General features: G+C 63.2%; 15 protein-coding genes. 10 read left to right on the forward strand and 5 right to left on the reverse strand.

Annotated features, from left to right (window positions below; genetic code table 11):
* Positions 1 to 114 precede the first annotated feature (114 nt).
* The 7 genes from GCN75_RS17505 (at position 115) to GCN75_RS17530 (ending at position 5,258) form a co-directional block, all read left to right on the forward strand.
* On the forward strand, positions 115 to 774 hold the full coding sequence (locus GCN75_RS17505) for a CoA pyrophosphatase (protein ID WP_152283597.1): 660 nt from the start codon (positions 115 to 117) through the stop codon (positions 772 to 774).
* Between the two features lie 97 nt (positions 775 to 871).
* Positions 872 to 1,831, forward strand: a complete 960-nt coding sequence (locus tag GCN75_RS17510) for a CobD/CbiB family protein (protein ID WP_152283598.1) — start codon at positions 872 to 874, stop codon at positions 1,829 to 1,831.
* 225 nt (positions 1,832 to 2,056) lie between these two features.
* Positions 2,057 to 2,392, forward strand: a complete 336-nt coding sequence (locus GCN75_RS17515) for a DUF3579 domain-containing protein (RefSeq protein ID WP_029496213.1) — start codon at positions 2,057 to 2,059, stop codon at positions 2,390 to 2,392.
* Between the two features lie 82 nt (positions 2,393 to 2,474).
* Positions 2,475 to 2,924, forward strand: coding sequence for a CBS domain-containing protein (locus tag GCN75_RS17520; protein ID WP_152257229.1), 450 nt, complete (start codon positions 2,475 to 2,477; stop codon positions 2,922 to 2,924).
* A gap of 90 nt (positions 2,925 to 3,014) precedes the next feature.
* The gene (locus GCN75_RS17525; RefSeq protein WP_152283599.1) at positions 3,015 to 3,833 is read left to right on the forward strand and encodes an AraC family transcriptional regulator; all 819 of its coding nucleotides are present in this window, start codon (positions 3,015 to 3,017) and stop codon (positions 3,831 to 3,833) included.
* Positions 3,830 to 4,501 (forward strand): hypothetical protein, encoded by a 672-nt coding sequence (locus GCN75_RS29215; RefSeq protein ID WP_193317549.1) that lies wholly within the window; start codon positions 3,830 to 3,832, stop codon positions 4,499 to 4,501. Before GCN75_RS17525 ends, GCN75_RS29215 begins: the two co-directional genes overlap by 4 nt.
* Positions 4,488 to 5,258 carry a carbon-nitrogen hydrolase family protein gene (locus GCN75_RS17530; protein WP_193317550.1) on the forward strand — a complete coding sequence of 257 codons (771 nt, stop codon included), beginning with the start codon at positions 4,488 to 4,490 and terminating at the stop codon, positions 5,256 to 5,258. Before GCN75_RS29215 ends, GCN75_RS17530 begins: the two co-directional genes overlap by 14 nt.
* A 192-nt stretch (positions 5,259 to 5,450) precedes the next feature.
* Here GCN75_RS17530 and GCN75_RS17535 read toward each other — a convergent pair whose 3' ends face one another.
* Positions 5,451 to 6,191 (reverse strand): GntR family transcriptional regulator, encoded by a 741-nt coding sequence (locus tag GCN75_RS17535; protein WP_152257226.1) that lies wholly within the window; start codon positions 6,189 to 6,191, stop codon positions 5,451 to 5,453.
* 388 nt (positions 6,192 to 6,579) lie between these two features.
* Here GCN75_RS17535 and GCN75_RS17540 point away from each other — a divergent pair, with 388 nt between their 5' ends.
* The 3 genes from GCN75_RS17540 to GCN75_RS17550 all read left to right on the forward strand — a co-directional run bounded on the left by GCN75_RS17540 (position 6,580) and on the right by GCN75_RS17550 (position 11,801).
* Positions 6,580 to 9,255 (forward strand): TonB-dependent receptor, encoded by a 2,676-nt coding sequence (locus tag GCN75_RS17540; protein ID WP_152283601.1) that lies wholly within the window; start codon positions 6,580 to 6,582, stop codon positions 9,253 to 9,255.
* Positions 9,256 to 9,378: 123 nt separating this feature from the next.
* Positions 9,379 to 10,692, forward strand: coding sequence for a glycoside hydrolase family 18 protein (locus tag GCN75_RS17545; protein WP_152283602.1), 1,314 nt, complete (start codon positions 9,379 to 9,381; stop codon positions 10,690 to 10,692).
* A complete protein-coding gene (locus GCN75_RS17550) occupies positions 10,689 to 11,801 on the forward strand; it encodes an acyltransferase family protein (RefSeq protein WP_152283603.1) in 1,113 nt (370 codons plus the stop codon). The genes GCN75_RS17545 and GCN75_RS17550 overlap by 4 nt, the downstream gene beginning before the upstream one ends.
* Here the strand turns inward: GCN75_RS17550 and GCN75_RS17555 are convergent.
* The 4 genes from GCN75_RS17555 to GCN75_RS17570 all read right to left on the reverse strand — a co-directional run bounded on the left by GCN75_RS17555 (position 11,798) and on the right by GCN75_RS17570 (position 17,047).
* Complete coding sequence (locus GCN75_RS17555; RefSeq protein ID WP_193317551.1) at positions 11,798 to 12,991, reverse strand: DUF5009 domain-containing protein; 1,194 nt, start codon at positions 12,989 to 12,991, stop codon at positions 11,798 to 11,800. The genes GCN75_RS17550 and GCN75_RS17555 overlap by 4 nt on opposite strands.
* Before the next feature lie 80 nt (positions 12,992 to 13,071).
* Positions 13,072 to 14,379 (reverse strand): tetratricopeptide repeat protein, encoded by a 1,308-nt coding sequence (locus GCN75_RS17560; RefSeq protein WP_152283605.1) that lies wholly within the window; start codon positions 14,377 to 14,379, stop codon positions 13,072 to 13,074.
* A 161-nt stretch (positions 14,380 to 14,540) separates the two neighbouring features.
* A complete protein-coding gene (locus GCN75_RS17565; RefSeq protein ID WP_152283606.1) occupies positions 14,541 to 15,686 on the reverse strand; it encodes an ABC transporter ATP-binding protein in 1,146 nt (381 codons plus the stop codon).
* Between the two features lie 14 nt (positions 15,687 to 15,700).
* Positions 15,701 to 17,047, reverse strand: coding sequence for an MFS transporter (locus tag GCN75_RS17570; RefSeq protein WP_152283607.1), 1,347 nt, complete (start codon positions 17,045 to 17,047; stop codon positions 15,701 to 15,703).
* Positions 17,048 to 17,264 lie beyond the last annotated feature (217 nt).

Genomic DNA, 17,264 nt, shown 5'->3' on the forward strand with positions numbered 1-17,264 from the left:
GCATGGGTAGCCTGCGATGCTCACCGTACTTGGAGTACGGTTGCGCGTCTCGGCCACCGCTTCCTTCCGCTCGCGACGGTTTTGCCAGGTGGTTTTAATCATGAAGGAGGGGTAATGGCCACTATCGCATTTGATCCCAAACAACTCGCCATCGATTCGATCGCCGGCGAGGCGGCGCTGGACGCCGTGCGCCTGACGCCGGACTGGCTGCGCCGGCGCCTGGCCGAACAGCCGGAATGGCAGCCCGAGATTACCCAGGATTTCCTGTCCGCCCGTGCCGTGCCCGTGCGCGCCGCCGTGCTCATTCCCCTCGTGCAACGGCCGGAAGGCTTGACCATCTTGCTCACCATGCGCACGGACCACCTGAGCAGCCATGCGGGCCAGGTCAGCTTTCCCGGCGGGCGCAGCGAACCGTTCGACGGCTCGCCCGTGGCCACGGCCCTGCGCGAAACGGAAGAAGAGGTGGGCCTGGCGCGCGGGCACGTCGAAGTGCTGGGCTGCCTGCCTGACTACCTGACGGGCACCGGCTACCAGGTCACGCCCGTCGTGGGCCTGGTGACGCCGCCGTTCGAGCTGCGCGCCGACCCGTCCGAGGTGGCGGAAATCTTCGAAGTGCCGCTGGCTTTCCTCATGGATGGCCTCAACCATCAGCGCCTGTCCGTGGAATTGCCCGGCGGGCGGCGCTCGTTCTACGCCATGCCGTACGAGCGCTTCTACATCTGGGGCGCCACGGCCGGCATGCTGCGCAATCTGTTTCACCTCTTGCGGGCGTAAAATGGCGCCGCGCACGTAATAAGTTTGATTCCGGCACTGCACTGCGCTATCGTAGCGGGCATTGCGGTATTGCTGAAAAAGACAAAAAGGACCATTGATGACATTTCTCTCCATACTTTGCGCATTGCTGATCGAGCAGCTCAAACCTTTGCGCGCGGACAATCCGATCTACGCCGAAATCAAGAGCCTGGCGATGCGCATGGAGACCTGGTTCAATGCCGGCCACGCCAACCACGGCCGCATGGGCTGGTTCCTCATGATCGGCGCGCTGATGGTGCCGACGGCGGGCATTTACTGGCTCTTGCAGCATTATCAGCTGACCCTGCTGGCCTTTGCCTGGAACGTGCTCATCGTCTACCTGACCCTGGGTTTTCGTCATTACAGCCATTACTTTACCTCCATCCAGCTGGCCCTGAGCGCCGGCGACGAAGCGACTGCGCGCACCTTGCTGGCAGACTGGACCAAACTCGACACGGTGGGCATGGAAGCGAGCGAAATCGCCCGCATCGCCGTGGAAAAAGCCCTGATCACCACGCATCGCAACGTGTTTGGCGTGTTCTTCTGGTTCCTCATGCCGCTGGGCCCCGCCTGCGCCGTGATGTACCGCGTGGCCGAATACCTGGCGCGCGCCTGGAACGAGCCCGAGCACATGCGCAATGAAGCGTTCGGCCAGTTCGCCGCGCGCGCCTTTTACTGGATCGACTGGATTCCCGTGCGCCTGACGGCCGTGGCGTTTGCCGTGGTCGGCAATTTCGAGGATGCCATTTACGCCTGGCGCAATTTCGCCCAGCGCTGGCAGGACGAGGCCATCGGCATCATCCTGACGGCAGGCGGCGGCGCCATGGGCGTACGCCTGGGCACGCCAGCGGAAACGGCGGCGCGCGTGGTGACGACGCCCGACCTGGCCGTCGATGACAGCGACAGCGAAAGCGATATCCTGCCAGGCGAAGAGCCGGGCGCGCGCGCCTTGCAGAGCACGGTGGGCCTGGTCTGGCGCGCCTTGCTGCTGTGGATGCTGCTGCTGCTGTTGATGTCGGGCGCCGTTTTCCTCGGCTGACAGGGGCGCACACGCGCCATCCATGCGCCTTGCGCGTGGAACAAGGTTAAAATAGGGGCTGGCGCGCAAGGCGTGCCGGCCCCTGTTTGCATAGTCAGGGCAGATCGAGGTAGAACCCAAGTCTTCTATAAGATATAATACTGGCTTACCGCAGCAAACGTAGTTGAATTACCAGCCCGGCTTACCCGCCGGGGCCATTCACGCAATCCAGTCCCGACAAGCCACATGGCCGAGTTATCTCAAAAAACAGGGGAACTCTCAGACGAGTTCTTCATCCTTGGTCTCACCAGCAATGGCAAGCAATTCCGACCCAGCGATTGGGCCGAGCGCCTTTGCGGAGTGATGTCCTGTTTCAATCCCGAAGGTGGCGGGCGCAATGCGCACCTCCAGTATTCGCCCTACGTGCGCCCGACCGTCGTCAATGGCGTCAAGTCGGTGGTCGTCAACACCAAGCTGCGCGAGATCGAGCCGATGGCGTTTCACTTCGTGCGCGAGTTCGCCAAGGATAACGACCTGCAGATCGTCGAAGCCTGCTTCCTGCCGCCCCCCGAAGAAAAGTAAGACCCGTTTCAATTGATCTGCCTCAAACCCGCCGCGGCGGGCTGGCGTAGCGTGGACACTCTGCCTCAAACGGAGTGGCGACATGCGTATCGGCGATATCTGCACCTTGCACACCATCCATTGCCAGCGTGACACCAGCGTGCAAGACGCGGCGCTGCTGATGCGCCAGCACCACGTGGGCGACCTGATCGTGGCCGAACAGCCGAACGGCGAGCGCGTCCCCATCGGCATCCTCACCGACCGCGACATCGTCATTTCCGTCATCGCCCTGGGCCTCGACCCTGCCAGCCTGCTGGTGGGCGACATCATGAGCGCGCAGCTGCTCACGGCCAGCGAAGACGAAGACGTCTACGAAATCATCGAACGCATGCGCGTCAACGGCATCCGCCGCCTGCCCGTGGTCAATAGCCTGGGCGCGCTGTCCGGCATCGTCAGCATTGACGACCTGCTGGCCTTCCTGGCCCAGGAGATGGCCGAACTGGCCCGCATCAGCAGCGGCCAGCTGGTGCATGAAAAGCGCACGCGCAAATAAGCCTGCATTGAATTCCGCATTGCGCAATTCCAGTCAAATCCTCGCCGCCTGAAAATGCTACAGTTGCTGCTCGTACAACGGGAAGCGTTCATGCACTATCTGGCCAAGGCACTGTGGTATATCGAATCGCATTACGCGGACAATATCTCGCTCGGCGATATCGCCCACGTGGGCGGCGCCTCGCCGTGCCACCTGACGCGCGCGTTCGGCCTGGCCACGGGCCACTCCGTGATGCGCTATGTGCGGGCGCGCCGGCTCAGCGAGGCGGCCCTGGCGCTGGCACAGGGCGCGCAAGACATCCTCGCTGTCGCGCTGCAGGCCGGCTACAGTTCTCACGAGGCATTTACGCGCGCGTTCCGCGAACAGTTCCAGCGCACGCCGGAAATGGTGCGGGCACAGCGCCACGTGGGCAATCTCGCGCTGGTCGCGGCCATCCGGATGGATGTGGCGCCGGGCGTGGCCCTGGAAGCGCCCCGTTTCGAGCAAGGGCCCGCCATGCTGGTGGCGGGTCTGGTGGAGCGCTATCGCGCGGAAACTTCTGCCGGCATCCCCGCCCTGTGGCAGCGCTTCCTGCCCCATGTGGCGCCCGGCCAGCTGGTGTATGGCGTGTGCTGCAACAATGACGACGCGGGCAATTTCGATTACCTGTGCGCCATGCCCGTGGCCGACTTTTCCCAGGCCCCCGATGGCTGGACGCGGCTGCGCATCGCCCCGCAACGCTATGCCGTCTTCCGTCACCGTGGCCATATTTCCACCATCCGCGCCACCTGGCACACGGTGTGGAACGAGTGGCTGCCCCAGTCCGGCCTGGAAGTAGCCGACGCTCCCGATTTCGAACGCTACGACCACCATTTCGATCCCGCCAGCGGCATCGGCGGCGTGGAAATCTGGCTCCCCTTGAAAGCATGAGCATGTCCGACACCTTGCCTGCGCCGGCTGCCGGCAGTACCGCGCTGCGCCAGCGCCTGTCCCAAATCGCCGCCGCGCTGGCGGCGGGCCTGCCCCTGTACTGGGTGCTGGGGCCGCAGCCGCTGGGCTGGCTGGCCTGGTGCGCGCCGCTGCCCGTGCTGTGGCTGGCCCTGCGCTCCTCGCGTGGCGATGCGGCCTGGATGACGCTCGTGGCAGCCGTGCTGGGCCTGTCGGCCAACTTTGCCTATTTCCGCCTGCTCATGCCCTTGCCGGCTGTGCTGGTCGTGATCGCCGTCAAAGCTCTGCTGTGGCTGCTGGTGGTGCTGGCCACGCTGCGCCTCGTGCTGCGCTACCGTTCCGGCTGGACGGTGCTCGCGTATCCCGTGCTGTGGGTGGCCATCGATACCCTGATGGCGGCCCTGCTGCCCGATGGTAACTGGGGCAGTCTCGCGTATTCGCAGGCCGATAACCTTGCCATTTTGCAAGTGGCAGCGCTGGCAGGCGTGCCTGGCCTGCTGTTTTTGCTGTGCCTGCTGCCATCCGTGCTGGCCTTGCTGCTGGCGGGCGGGCGCCCATATGCGCCAGCGGCCGGTGCCGCCGCGCTGCTGCTGGCCGCCGCGTTCGCCGGCGCCGGCAAGGCCGCTGGCGGGACTGGTGGCCATCGATGACTTCATCGGCCCGGCCACGCCGCCCGCGCGTGCGCAAGCCGTCTGGGACCAGTACGCGCGCCACGTGGTGCAGCTGGCCGGGCAGGGCGCCACTCTGGTGCTGTTGCCGGAAAAGATAGCCGTGCTGGCGCCCGCGCAGGCGGACGCCGTGCAGCAGCGTTTCCAGGCGCTGGCGCGCAGCGCGGGCGTGTGGATTGTGCTGGGCATCGGCGTGGAAGATGGGGCCGGCCGGCGCAACCTGGCCTGGCTGTTTGCGCCCGACGGCGCCGCGCCCGTCCGCTACCAGAAACATCATCTGGCGCCGCCCGAGCGCGATTTTCTTGCCGGCAGCGCGTATGCCGTGCAGCCCGTGGCGGGTCTCGCCATGGGCCTGGCCATCTGCAAGGACATGCATTTCGCGCCCCTGGGGCAGGCATATGGCAGGGCCGGCGCGCAAACGATGCTGGTACCGGCCTGGGATTTCCAGCTCGATGCCTGGATGGGGGCGCGCATGACCGTGGTGCGCGGCGTGGAAAACGGCTACGCGGTGCTGCGCGCGGCGCGCGAGGGCGTGCTGACGGTCAGCGATGCGTATGGGCGCGTACTGGCGGAGCGGGCCAGCAGCGCCATGCCGGGCAGCACCCTGCTGGCGCCGCTGCCGGCGCCCCCGTCCGTTGCCACGTGGGCGGGATGGCTGGGGCCGCTGTTTGGCTGGCTGTGCGTGGCGCTAAGCCTCGTCATGCTGTGCGCGGGACGCCGCGCCGCGCCCGCTTCCTGACGGGAAACACCACGTTTTGCTGCAACGCGCAAAGCCGCATTGCACCGTCTTTTTTATATGTTCCGCACGACGGCTACATAATCGGCGCCGATTATTGCACCATTGCCGTGCATATACAGGCGCGATGCCTGCATATATATTGCACTGCAATAATTGGTTTTATCTGGTATTCATAAATGCGCGTATCCGGTATTAATTGGTACTTAATTCGGCCACGAAGTCATACATATCGCCGCGGAAGTAGGAGCGGCAGAATTCCACGGCGCGGCCATCGCGCAAAAAGCCCAGCCTTTCCACCGACAGGCCCGCGTCGCCTTCCTCCGCCTGCAGCAGGCTGGCCTGCTCCCCCGTCAGCAGCAGTGCGCTGAGGCGCTGCAAGGCGCGCACGGGGCGGTTGCCCGCCTGTTCCAGCGCGTCATACATGGAGATATCGACGGCGTCGAGGTTGGGCAGGCAGCTGGCGACGATGGTCGCGTATTCCAGGCACATCGGCACTTCGTCCGCATAGCGGATGCGGTGGAAGCGGTACACGGGCGCCCCCGGCGACAGCCGCAGGCGCAAGGCTTCCTCCGGCGTGACGGTACCTTCAGCGCGCTTGAGCCACACGCTGCGGGGCGTGCGTCCGCGCGCCCGCATGTCCTCGGAAAACGAGGTCAGCTTGGCGAAATTCTTTTCGATGCGCGTATTGATGAAATTGCCCGAGCCGGGGCGCCGCACCAGCAAGCCCTCGTTGACGAGGCCATCGATGGCCTTGCGCACGGTGATGCGCGAAACGGACAGGTCGCTGGCCAGCTGGCGCTCGGCCGGCAGGGCTTCGTCGGGTCCGAGGATGCGCTTGTCGATCGCTTCGCGCAGCGCGCGCTGCAGTTGCTGGTACAGGGGCAGGCTACTCGTCTGCCCCAGGCCTTGCATGATGTGAGCCAGGGTTGTCATACGCTGAGGGTCTCCGTTACGGCGCGTTGCAGACGCGCTCTGTATCTGTTTTGTGTCGCTGGATAATACCAAAAAAGACCGTTATAAAACCAATTTGAATTATCCGGCCAGCAATTTAGGACTGGCCTCGCTGGTATTTAGGCCGCTCATACGGGCTACAGTTTGATTCAGGTGAAGTGGTCTGTGTGATGCAAACAACGTTATAAAAAAAAAGTTCTAACTGGTAGTATTCTGGTATTGGATAGTAGTATATTGGCGTTGAATTGGTTTTGTAAGTGGTTGTGCCGAAGGGTCTGCAGCATGCCGGCAAGAGTGGGCGGGCTGGAAAGAAGACCTACGTTAAAAATGAAAAGGTTCCAATCCTGGAGCCTAAATCAAGGGGGAGTACATGAAACGCAATTTGAAACCAAGCGGTGTAACGCGCCTGACGCCTATCGCGGCAGCCGTGGGGTTGATGGTACTGGGTGCGAGTTTTGCCGCCCAGGCGCAGGAAGCAGTGCAGCCGGATTCAAGTGTTGTGGTGGTAACCGGCGTGCGCGCCGCATTGGCCCAATCGCTCAATCAAAAGCGTAATTCCGACTCCCTGGTCGAAGTCGTCACGGCCGAAGACGTGGGCAAGATGCCGGACAAGAGCGTTGCCGATTCGCTGCAGCGCATCCCTGGCGTGTCCGTCGCCACGGCAGGCGGCTCCGAAGGCGGCTTTGGCGACAATGACCGTGTCAGCCTCAAAGGTACGCCATCGAACCTGACCTTGACCACGCTTAACGGCCACACCGTGTCCAGCGGCGACTGGTACATTTCGAATATCACGGGCGGTGGCCGCAGCGTCAGCTATACCATGTTCCCATCCGAGCTGATCGGCCGCGTGACTGTTCACAAGAGCTCGCAAGCGGACCTGATCGAAGGCGGCGCCGCCGGCAATGTCAATATCGAAACCCGCAAGCCCCTGAGCTTCAAGAAAAATCTGACCCTGATGGGTTCGATCGAAGGCGCTTACACGGAATCGTCCAAGAAAACCGATGCGCAGATCAGCGGCTTGATTAACTGGAAAAACGAAACGAACGACCTGGGCATCTTGCTGCAGGTGTTTAACGAGAAACGCACCCTGCGTCGCCAGGGCCAGGAATTCCTGTGGTGGGAAAAAGTTGACAAAGGTGCCGCTGCCGCCTGGATCGCTGCGGACCCGTCCGTTGAAGGCAAGTACCTGTCTTTCCTGACGGGTTCCTCGCTGTTCGAGCAAAAGCGCCAGCGCAAGGGCGGCTCGCTCGACGTCGAATACAAGGTGTCGAACGACCTGAGCTTCAACGTCAACGGCTTCTACACCCGCCTCGATGCCGACAACGTCAACACCAACTTCATGCTGGCGCCGTATCAAGTCCTGTCGAACAACTGGACCAACGTAGGCGGCGCCATCCCGTCGTCGTACACGGTCAAGGGCAACACGATTACCTCGATCGCCTTCCCGTCGAAGTGCCCGGTCGCCGACTGCTCGGCCATGGGTGCCTCGGTGCAAGACATCATTGCCCGTCCAGGTTCCTACAGCGATTCGAAATTTGTCGACTTTAACTTCAAGTACCGCGCCAGCGCCGACCTGCGGTTTACCGGCCAGGTTGGTACCACGCGCGGTACGGGCCACGCCCGCGATTACGCGTATGAAGCGTGGCTGGCATATGCGGGCAATAGCCTGACCATGCACGGCATCGATGCGCCGGCCACTGTCGTCGTCGACAATGCCACGACGTTCAATCCACGTACGGGCGCCGATTTCTTCTCGGGTTGGGCATCGGACACGACCACGCGCGACAAGGAAAACTACGGCCAGGCCGATGGCGCCTACAGCACCACTTGGGAGGCCGTGCCGACCATCCGTTTCGGCGTGCGTACTGCCAAGCATGACCGTTCGCTGACCTGGCTCGATGGCGCGGTAGCACCGGCCGCCGGCCTGCTGGCGAATGCACCGAAGGGTTTGACGAATTATCCGACCAGCCCGTTGTCGAATGTGCTGCAGAATGGCTGGACCTTCAGCGGTCCTTCGATGAAGGAATGGGGCGACAAGTACGTTACCTTCAACAAGCATGCTTACCAGAGCGAATTCCAGATCACGGAAAAGGCAAACGCCGCCTACGTGATGGGCGATCTGAACTTTGCTAACGTGCAAGGTAACTTCGGCGTGCGTTATGTCAACACCAAGATCGACGTGGCCAATGCTTCGCCGAACGACGTGTGGAAACCGACCCTCAGCTCGAACACTTACAACAACTTCCTGCCGAGCGTGAACTTGCGCACGGACCTGGCGAAGAATGTCGTGCTGCGCGGCGCGGCCAGCCGCACCATGGCGCGTCCTGACTTCGGCGCCCTGGGTGCCTTGAGCCTGAACGACTTGACGATGTCCGGTTCCGGCGGCAATCCGAACCTGAAGCCGATCATGTCGAACAACGTCGATGCGGGCGTGGAATGGTACTTCATGCCGAAGTCGCTGATCGCGGTGAACCTGTATCAGATGAAACTGGCTTCGTATGTGACCTACGGTTCGTCGGTGGCGCAGTTCTACAACCAGACCCTGCGTCGCGTGACCGACTACAACATGAGCGCCGCCATCAATACCAAGGCGCGCGTGCGTGGCGTGGAACTGCAGTACACCCAGGATCTGAGCAATGGTTTCGGCTTCAGCGCCAACTACACCTATGCTGATGGCAAGGAAACGGAAGCAGCGCCAAAATCGGCTTGCGCCGAAGACGGCAACTGCGACATGGTCGGCACGTCGAAGAACTCGTACAATCTGTCGGGCTTCTTTGAAAACGCCAAATGGAGCGCACGCCTGAACTACAGCTTCCGCTCCTCCTTCCTGAATGGCCTGGATCGCAAGAGCGCCATTTACCAGGATGATGTCGGCACCGTTTCCGCTTCCATCAACTACAACATCAACGAGTTCCTGACCCTGTCGCTGGAAGGCAAGGACTTGAACGATCCGCTGTTGAAGTCGTATGCATCGACCAAAGACCAGCCGCGCGCGTTCTACAAGAACGGTCGCCAGGTATTCTTCGGCCTGCGTGGCAAGATGTAAGACGTTTTACTTGGTTAATGCCTCCCGGCGGACACCCGGGATGGCATGACAATGGCGGAGCGCAGCTGGCTCCGCCATTTTTTTATTGCAAGATGGTTTTCTTTATATGGTGGGATACATCCGATGACATTACACGCAATGCTGGCTTGCTTCGCCTGCGCGCTGCCGTTGGCAGCCACCGCCGTCCCCGCAGCGCCTCTCCTGGCGCCGGAAGTGGTGGCCTATTATCCCGGCTGGAAATCGGCCGATTTTCCCGTTAACGGGCACAATATTCGCGCCGGCAACGTCAGCCTGATCCAGTATGCGTTTGCCGATATTTGCTGGGATGGCGAACACGGCAATCCCGCGCCCGATGGCGGCGGCGTGAGCGCCTGTCTGGATGCGGACGGCAAGCCGTCGCGGCCGGCCAATGGCAGCATCGTGCTGCCGGCACCGCAAGCCGATGCCGAGAACTTGCGCAAGCTCAATGCGCTCAAGCACAGTAATCCACGGCTGCGCGTCCTGCTGTCGGTGGGGGGCTGGATCTGGTCCAACCGTTTCTCGGACGTGGCCGCCACGCCGGCTGCGCGCCAGGCGTTTATCGCTTCCGCGCTGGAGCTGGTGCGCCGGCATGGCCTCGATGGCGTCGATATCGACTGGGAACATCCAGCCACGGGAGGGATTCCCTGCATCGAAGGCAAGGTTTGCCACCGCAGCGACGACAAGGAAAACTATGTGCGCCTGGCCAGCGAGCTGCGCAGCGCATTCGACCGCGCCGGCAAGCAGGCTGCCGGCCGCCATTACCTGATCACCATCGCCGCCGGCGCGCATGCCAGCCTGACCGACGACAGCGACGCCTCGCCCGGCTGGATGGCCCGCCTGGCCACGCAGCTGGACTGGATCAACCTGATGACCTATGACTACCGCGGCGTGTGGGATGCCGAGAATGGCCAGCTGGCGCCCCTGTATGCCGACCCTGCCGACCCGCAGCGCGACAAGGCCCTGCATGCGGACGCGACCGTGACGCGCTTCCTGCGCGCCGGCGTGCCTGCCGCCAAGCTGGTGCTGGGCGTGCCCTTCTATGGCTATGGCTGGAAGCAGTGCGCTGCCGGTCCCCGCGGCGATGGCCTGTACCAGGCGTGCCAGGGTGCGGCCAGCGGCAATGACGGCTCGCCGACATTCACTTACCGGCACCTGCTTGAACAGGGCTACCTGGTCGATGGCAAAGGCGCGCGGGGCTTCCAGCGCTACTGGAACAGCGCGTCGCAAGTGCCGTATCTGTACAACCGCGACAGCGGCGTCTTCATCAGCTATGAGGATGCGCAATCGGTGGCCGGAAAAGTGCGCTATATCCGCGACAAGGGCTTGCGCGGTGGCATGTTCTGGGAATTGAGCGGCGATGCGCAACATGTGCTGGGCACGGCCCTGGCACCCGTCCTGACGGAGAAGCAGCCATGAGCCAGCGCTATCTCGCCCTCGACGTCCTGCGGGGCCTGACCGTGGCCCTGATGATCGTCGTCAATACGCCTGGCGACTGGGGCAGCGTGTATGCGCCGTTCCTGCATGCCGAATGGCATGGTTTTACCTTGACGGACCTGGTCTTCCCCAGCTTTTTGTTTGTCGTCGGCAATGCGCTGGCCTTTGCGCTGGGCAAGTATGAAAACCTGGGACATGGCGCCGTGCTGGCCAAGCTGTGCAAGCGCAGCGCGCTGATCTTCTTGCTGGGCTTCCTGCTGTACTGGTTCCCCTTCTTCAAGATCGACGATGCGGGCCAGTTTGCCTGGTCGTCCCTGTCGCACACGCGCATTCCCGGCGTGCTGCAGCGCATCGCCGTGTGTTACCTGGCCGCCGCCCTGATCCTGCATTACTGGAAGACACGGGGCGCGCTGCTCTTCAGCGCCTGCGCCTTGCTCGGCTACTGGGCCATCCTCGCATGCTTTGGCGACTACAGCTTGCACGGCAATGCGCCGGCCAAGCTGGATTTGATCCTGCTGGGGGACAGCCACCTGTACCACGGCGAAGGCATTGCCTTCGACCCGGAAGGCATCCTGGGCACCTTGCCAGCTATCGTCAACGTCATCGCCGGCTACCTGGCGGGCAGTTTTCTGCGCCAGGCGGCGCCGGCGCGGCTGCGCGCCAGCCTGGTTCAGCTGGCCGTGGCCGGCGTCATCTGCGTGGCCGTGGCCCTGTGCTGGAACGAGGTGTTTCCGATCAACAAAAAGCTGTGGACCAGCTCTTACGTGATGCTGGGCATCGGCCTGGACTTGTTGCTGCTGGCCCTGCTGATGTTCATCATTGACGTACGTCAAATGACGGGCTGGACCTACTTCTTTGAAGTGTTCGGCAAGAACACCCTGTTCATCTACCTGGTGTCGGAAGTGCTGGTGATCATCGCGTTTACCGTGCGCATCGGCGACGGCAACCTGTACCAGTGGCTGTACCGGCACGGGTTCACGGGGTGGGCGCCGGCACAGGTGGGATCGCTGCTGTTTGCCGTCAGCTTCATGCTGCTGTGCTGGCTGATCGCTTACGGCATGGACAAGCGCAAGATCTATATCAAAGTCTAGAACTTCAGCTTCAGGCCGTACCGGGTTGCCAGGGCGGTCAACAGCATCATCAGGGCGGTGACGGCGGCGGCATTCCACAGGCCGGCCGCGCCGCCCGTTTCCAGGTAAGGCCACCAGAAGCGGGGCAGGTGCAGCACGGCCGCCAGCTGCTGCCACAGGTCGGGCACGATGTAGGCGAACAGGGCATTGGTGCCGGCGGGCAGCAGCAGCACTGCCCAGGCGCGCCAGCGCCACACGTCGATGACGACGTAGAACGCCAGGAACAGGGCCAGGATGATGGCGCTGCAGACCAGGGTGTAGGATTCCGTCGCCGCAATCTTGTTGATGTGGTGATACGGCCGCAGCAGCAGGCCAGCCAGCAGCAGGCCCAGCGCGAACCACGCCATGAAACGTATCCTCTGGCCATGGTTCAGGGCCGCGCCACGCAGGAACAGCTGGCCCACCAGGGTGCCGGCCAGCACATTGGCCGCCGTCGAACCCAGTACCTGCGGCACGTTGACGAAGGCGTTCACGCCTGCCGGCAGGAAATCGAGGCTGCCGGCCGTGCCCCCCATGTACAGCACGATCAGCAAGGCAAGCGTACCCATCAGCGCCGTGCCGCTGCCGTGGCACGCCAGGTACAGCAGGCTGCACAGCAGATACGCCCAGCCTATCATGCCGAGGATGCCCCACCAGGACGGTTGCAGCCAGGTGCTGGAAAACTCGCTGTTCAGTTCTCCGCGGAACGTCGCCAGCAGGAACAGCATCAGCGCGCCGCCTGCGGCCAGCTCCAGCTTGCCCGCACCCTGGCGCCACAGCAGTATCATGGCCCCATAAAACAGCAGGAAATACACGGCGTGCGGCAGCAGCGCCGCCTGTGCATCGTAGCGGTAGGCATTCGCCAGCACCACGCCGGCCAGCATCAGGCTGGCGGAGCGCCACAGCAGGCGTCCCAGCAAGGCTGGCGTGACCTGGCCGCAATGGCGCTGCAAGGCCAACGGAATGGCCATGCCCACCATGAACAGAAAGCCGGGAAAGACCAGGTCGGGCAGAGTGATGCCGTCGGCGCGGGGACCCGCATGTTCGAGCCACCAGGCTATGCCGGGCATGCCGGCCAGGTAGTTGACCCAGATCATGGTGACGATCACGAAGCCGCGGAAGGCGTCCAGGCTGATCAGGCGTTCGGTGGCGGGGGCGATGGCTGGCGGCATGGAAGGATGGAAAAGGTCGAAAAAAAAGCAGCCCCGGCCTGAGCCGGGAACCGCTTTGCGCATATGGCCGGGAGTAGGAATTACTGTGCCGCTGCTGCCGGTGCTGCCGCTGCCGTGGCAGGACGGTTCAGCCACAGGATCCAGTAGCGGGCCAGGTCGCCCACGCCGTCGCCGCCCTTGACCGTTTCCAGGACCTTGATGGCTTCATCTTTCTTGCCTGCCATGGCGTAGGAATAGCCGAGGCGCAGCTTGGCATCTTCAACGCGCTTCAGGCCGCCCTTGGCGATGCCTTTCTGGATCAGGTCGATACCTTTGTCGAACTGGTCCATCGTCACGAAGGCGTAGCCCAGGTTGATCAAACCCGTGCCATCCTTGCTCTTCATGGCCGACGCTTCGCCGCTGGCGATGTTTTTCGCATCGTCGGCAGCGGCCTTGGCGGCCTGGTCGCGCAGTTTCTTGTGCTTGGCGGCATTCGCGCCCGTGCCCAGCACGCCTTTGGCAAAGCCGGCGTCGATGACTTTTTTCGCTTCCGTCGGGAAGGCGTTTTGCAAGGCAATTTCAGCCATGTCGCTGTAGTCCTGCGGCGGCATGGTGTCGACGGCCTTGAATTGCAGGCGCAGCACGTCCAGCGCGAAGCGGTCCGAGTAGCCGGCCTTGCCCTGCAGGCGGCCCAGCAGGTCGCTCCAGTAGTCGTCCGACGGGTAGTAGCGCACCAGGTTTTCCATGGCTACCAGGTAGGTGGCCGGATCCTTGCTCTTCGAGCCCGTATTGGCCAGCAATTGCAGTTCCTCGATGGTCGGCGTCTTGCCCGCTTGCTGCTTGGCCGTCAGGTCGGCCATCAGCTCCTGTTTCGCGCGCGCGAAATCGTTGCTGAAGTAATAGGAGCGGATGATGTAGGGACGCATGGTAGTCGCGTCGCCCGTTGCCGTCTGGTAGCGGGTGAACCATTTGATGGCGTTCGGGTAATCCTTGGCGTTGTAGTGGTAGTTGGCCAGTGCCTGGATGAAATCGCCTTCCGATTTCTTGTCCAGCTTGCCCGATTCGATCACCGCTTCCAGCGCCGTCATGGCCATGGGCGCATTGTTGGTGGTGGAGGCCAGCGCCACGCGCAGGCGGTTCAGCACGAACGTTTCATACGGCGTCAGGGCCGGTATGGCGGCAGCCTGGTCGATGCGGCTTTGCACGTCGGCGTAGTTTTTGGCATCCATCGATGCCTTCACGGCAGTCGGATCGAGCAGCTTGAACACTTCTGGACGCACCGAATCTGCCGGAGCGGCAGCTGCGGCGGCAGCTGGCTTGGCATCCTGCGCGTGCGACAGGGATGGCAGGAAGTTCAGGCCGATGGCGGCCAGGAGCAGGCTGAGACGGGCAAGACGGAATTGGGACATGGTCAATCCTTCAATCAATAACAAAAATACGCACCGGCACTGGCAGCCGCAACATCGTGCAGTGGCATTGCCAGAGGGGCAAGGAAGCTCGAAAAAACACACATTCTGCCAGTCTGCCTGCATAAGTCAAACAGAAGCGGCATGATACTAAGCGGCTATTGTCACATAAACGGCTGAGCGGGTGCGGCAAACGTGCGCGCCAGGGCTTGCCCTGCGGCATCGAACAGCAGGCAGCGCTGCGGCGGCAGATGCAGGCGCATGGCGTCGCCCGCCTGGCGCAAGCCATCCTCGGCCGGCAGCTTGACGGCCAGTATCTCGGCCGGCATCCCGGCCACGGCTGGCATGCTGGCGTACACGATGGCCACGTCGCCCAGATATTCGACATGGCTGACGGTGACATCGACCGCGTTGTCGCCCGCTGCGCCCCCGTCCTGCAGGCTCACATGCTCGGCCCGCACGCCCAGGGTCAGCCGGCCGCCCGGCGCCACGGCATCGCCCTGCGCCGCGACCTCGATCACGGCGCCGCCGGGCAGGCGCACGGTCACCGTGCCGGGGCCGCAGGCGACGGCTTCGCAGGCGATGAAGTTCATCTTCGGCGCGCCCAGGAAACCGGCCACGAACAGGTTGCCGGGATTGTTATACAGTTCGTGCGGACTGCCCACCTGTTCGATGCGCCCGCCGTTGAACACGACGATGCGTTCGCCCAAGGTCATGGCCTCGACCTGGTCGTGCGTGACGTAGATCATGGTGGTCTTCAATTCCTGGTGCAGGCGCGAGATTTCCACGCGCATCTGCACGCGCAGCGACGCGTCGAGATTCGACAGCGGCTCGTCAAACAGGAACACCTTGGGCTTGCGCACGATGGCGCGGCCGATGGCCACGCGCTGGCGCTGGCCGCCCGACAGGTCCTTCGGCTTGCGCTTGAGCAGAGGCGTGATCTGCAGGATCTCGGCCGCGCGCTCGACGGCGGCGCGCACCTCGGCTTTCTTATGTCCGGCCAGGCTCAGGGCGAAGGCCATGTTTTCGTACACCGTCATGTGCGGGTACAGCGCGTAGCTCTGGAAGACCATGGCCAGGCCCCGCTCGGCCGGCGCGATGTCGTTGGCCAGCTGGCCGCCGATATGCAGCTCGCCGTCCGTGATGTCTTCCAGTCCCGCGATCATGCGCAGCAGGGTGGATTTGCCGCAACCGGACGGGCCCACGAAGACGACGAATTCGCCGTCGCGGATGTCGAGGTCGATGCCGTGGATGACGGGATGCTTGTCGTCGTACAGCTTGACGATATTCTTTAAAACGATGTGTGCCATGAAGTGGTTCTATCCTAGCTGGCGCTGGCTGGCGCTTGTGGTGACTCGGCCTTGGTCAGGTCGGGTTGGACGGCGGTGTCCTTGGGCCCGATGCGCATGAAGCGCGACAGGATCAGTACGGGCACGGCCGACACCAGCACCCACAGGAAAAAGGTCTTGTAGCCGAGCGCCGTCTGGATGTCGCCGCTGATCATCTTGAACAGCACGAAACCGAGCTGCATCACCCCCGTGGCGAACGCATAGTGGGCCGTCTGGTACTTGCCGACGGAGACCACCTGCATCATGAACAGGATCAGGCCGACGAAGCCGAAGCCGTAGCCGAACATTTCCGCGCTGAGCGCGGCCGTGATCAGGGTCAGGTCGGTGGGCAGGCTGTGGCTCAGGTAGTAGAACACCAGGTTCGGCAAGTTCATGGCCAGGATCAGGAACAGCATGGCGCGCTTGAGGCCCAGCCAGGAAGTGAAATAGCCGCCGCCTATGCTGCCCAGCAGGAAAGCGACGGTGCCGGCCGTGCCGTACACGGCGCCCACTTCCGTCGTCGACAGGCCCAGGCCGCCCAGTTCGCGCGCTTCGCGCAGGAACAGCGGGCCGATGGTCTGCACTTGCGCCTCGCCGGCGCGGAACAGGATGATGAAGGCGATCATGCCCCAGATGCCGGGCTTTTTCAGGAAGTCCACCAGCACGTCCCACAGGGTGCGGCTGATGCCGGCCACGCTCTTGTCGGCCACGGCAGCGTTGCGCACCTGCGGCAGCGCCCACAGGTGATACGCGGCCAGCGACAGCATCATGGCGCCGATGATCAGGAAAATCACGGACCAGGCAGGCTTGACGCCGATATTCTTTTCCAGGTAGCCGGCCAGGATCACCAGGCCGCCCAGCGAGATGAACTTGCCCGCGTTGAAGAAGGCGCCCTGCCAGCCCGCGTAGGCGGCCTGCTGCTTGTCGGACAGGCTGGCGATGTACAGGCCGTCGCAGACGATGTCGTGCGTCGACGACGCCAGCGCGGCGACGAACAGCACGGCGATGCAGGCGGCAAACCACAGCGGCGTTTGCAGGGCCAGCGCGATCAGGCCCAGGCTCAGGCCACCGAGGAACTGGAACAGCACCACCATGGTCTTCTTGCTCGACGCCAGTTCCAGGAAGGGGCTCCACAGCGACTTGAAGACCCAGGCAAAGCCGATCAGGCCCGTCCAGCGGGCGATCTGGTCGTTCGGCACGCCCATGCTCTTGAACATCAGGCCGGCCACCAGGGCCACGGCGTAAAACGGCAGGCCCTGGGCGAAGTACAAGGTGGGCACCCACGAAATCGGGCTGCGGACGCCGCCCTTGCTACTGTTGCTGCTGATGTGCTTGTCGTTCATGGATGCTTCCTCGGGTCGTCTTGAAAGTCGGGTGTCACGTTGGGAACAAAGGCGGCGTTCAATGGCAGCGCCGCCTGGCCTCGGCCATGATGATGCGGTCGGCCGCCTCCTGCGCATAGATGCCGCTGCCGGCCGGGTAGCGCGCGGCCATGGCCGCCAGGCGCTGCAGCCGCACGCCTGCCGCCTGCAGCGGCAGGGCGCCCGATGCCAGCGCGGC

Origin of the sequence: Janthinobacterium violaceinigrum, assembly GCF_009208555.1 — a bacterium.
GTDB lineage: Bacteria > Pseudomonadota > Gammaproteobacteria > Burkholderiales > Burkholderiaceae_D > Janthinobacterium > Janthinobacterium violaceinigrum.

Bases quoted from the DNA above. Each gene is read 5' to 3' on its own strand.
- GCN75_RS17505 (WP_152283597.1), top strand. From the start codon at position 115: ATGGCCACTATCGCATTTGATCCCAAACAACTCGCCATCGATTCGATC.
- GCN75_RS17510 (WP_152283598.1), top strand. From the start codon at position 872: ATGACATTTCTCTCCATACTTTGCGCATTGCTGATCGAGCAGCTCAAA.
- GCN75_RS17515 (WP_029496213.1), top strand. From the start codon at position 2,057: ATGGCCGAGTTATCTCAAAAAACAGGGGAACTCTCAGACGAGTTCTTC.
- GCN75_RS17520 (WP_152257229.1), top strand. From the start codon at position 2,475: ATGCGTATCGGCGATATCTGCACCTTGCACACCATCCATTGCCAGCGT.
- GCN75_RS17525 (WP_152283599.1), top strand. From the start codon at position 3,015: ATGCACTATCTGGCCAAGGCACTGTGGTATATCGAATCGCATTACGCG.
- GCN75_RS29215 (WP_193317549.1), top strand. From the start codon at position 3,830: ATGAGCATGTCCGACACCTTGCCTGCGCCGGCTGCCGGCAGTACCGCG.
- GCN75_RS17535 (WP_152257226.1), bottom strand. From the start codon at position 6,191: ATGACAACCCTGGCTCACATCATGCAAGGCCTGGGGCAGACGAGTAGC.
- GCN75_RS17540 (WP_152283601.1), top strand. From the start codon at position 6,580: ATGAAACGCAATTTGAAACCAAGCGGTGTAACGCGCCTGACGCCTATC.
- GCN75_RS17545 (WP_152283602.1), top strand. From the start codon at position 9,379: ATGACATTACACGCAATGCTGGCTTGCTTCGCCTGCGCGCTGCCGTTG.
- GCN75_RS17550 (WP_152283603.1), top strand. From the start codon at position 10,689: ATGAGCCAGCGCTATCTCGCCCTCGACGTCCTGCGGGGCCTGACCGTG.
- GCN75_RS17555 (WP_193317551.1), bottom strand. From the start codon at position 12,991: ATGCCGCCAGCCATCGCCCCCGCCACCGAACGCCTGATCAGCCTGGAC.
- GCN75_RS17560 (WP_152283605.1), bottom strand. From the start codon at position 14,379: ATGTCCCAATTCCGTCTTGCCCGTCTCAGCCTGCTCCTGGCCGCCATC.
- GCN75_RS17565 (WP_152283606.1), bottom strand. From the start codon at position 15,686: ATGGCACACATCGTTTTAAAGAATATCGTCAAGCTGTACGACGACAAG.
- GCN75_RS17570 (WP_152283607.1), bottom strand. From the start codon at position 17,047: ATGAACGACAAGCACATCAGCAGCAACAGTAGCAAGGGCGGCGTCCGC.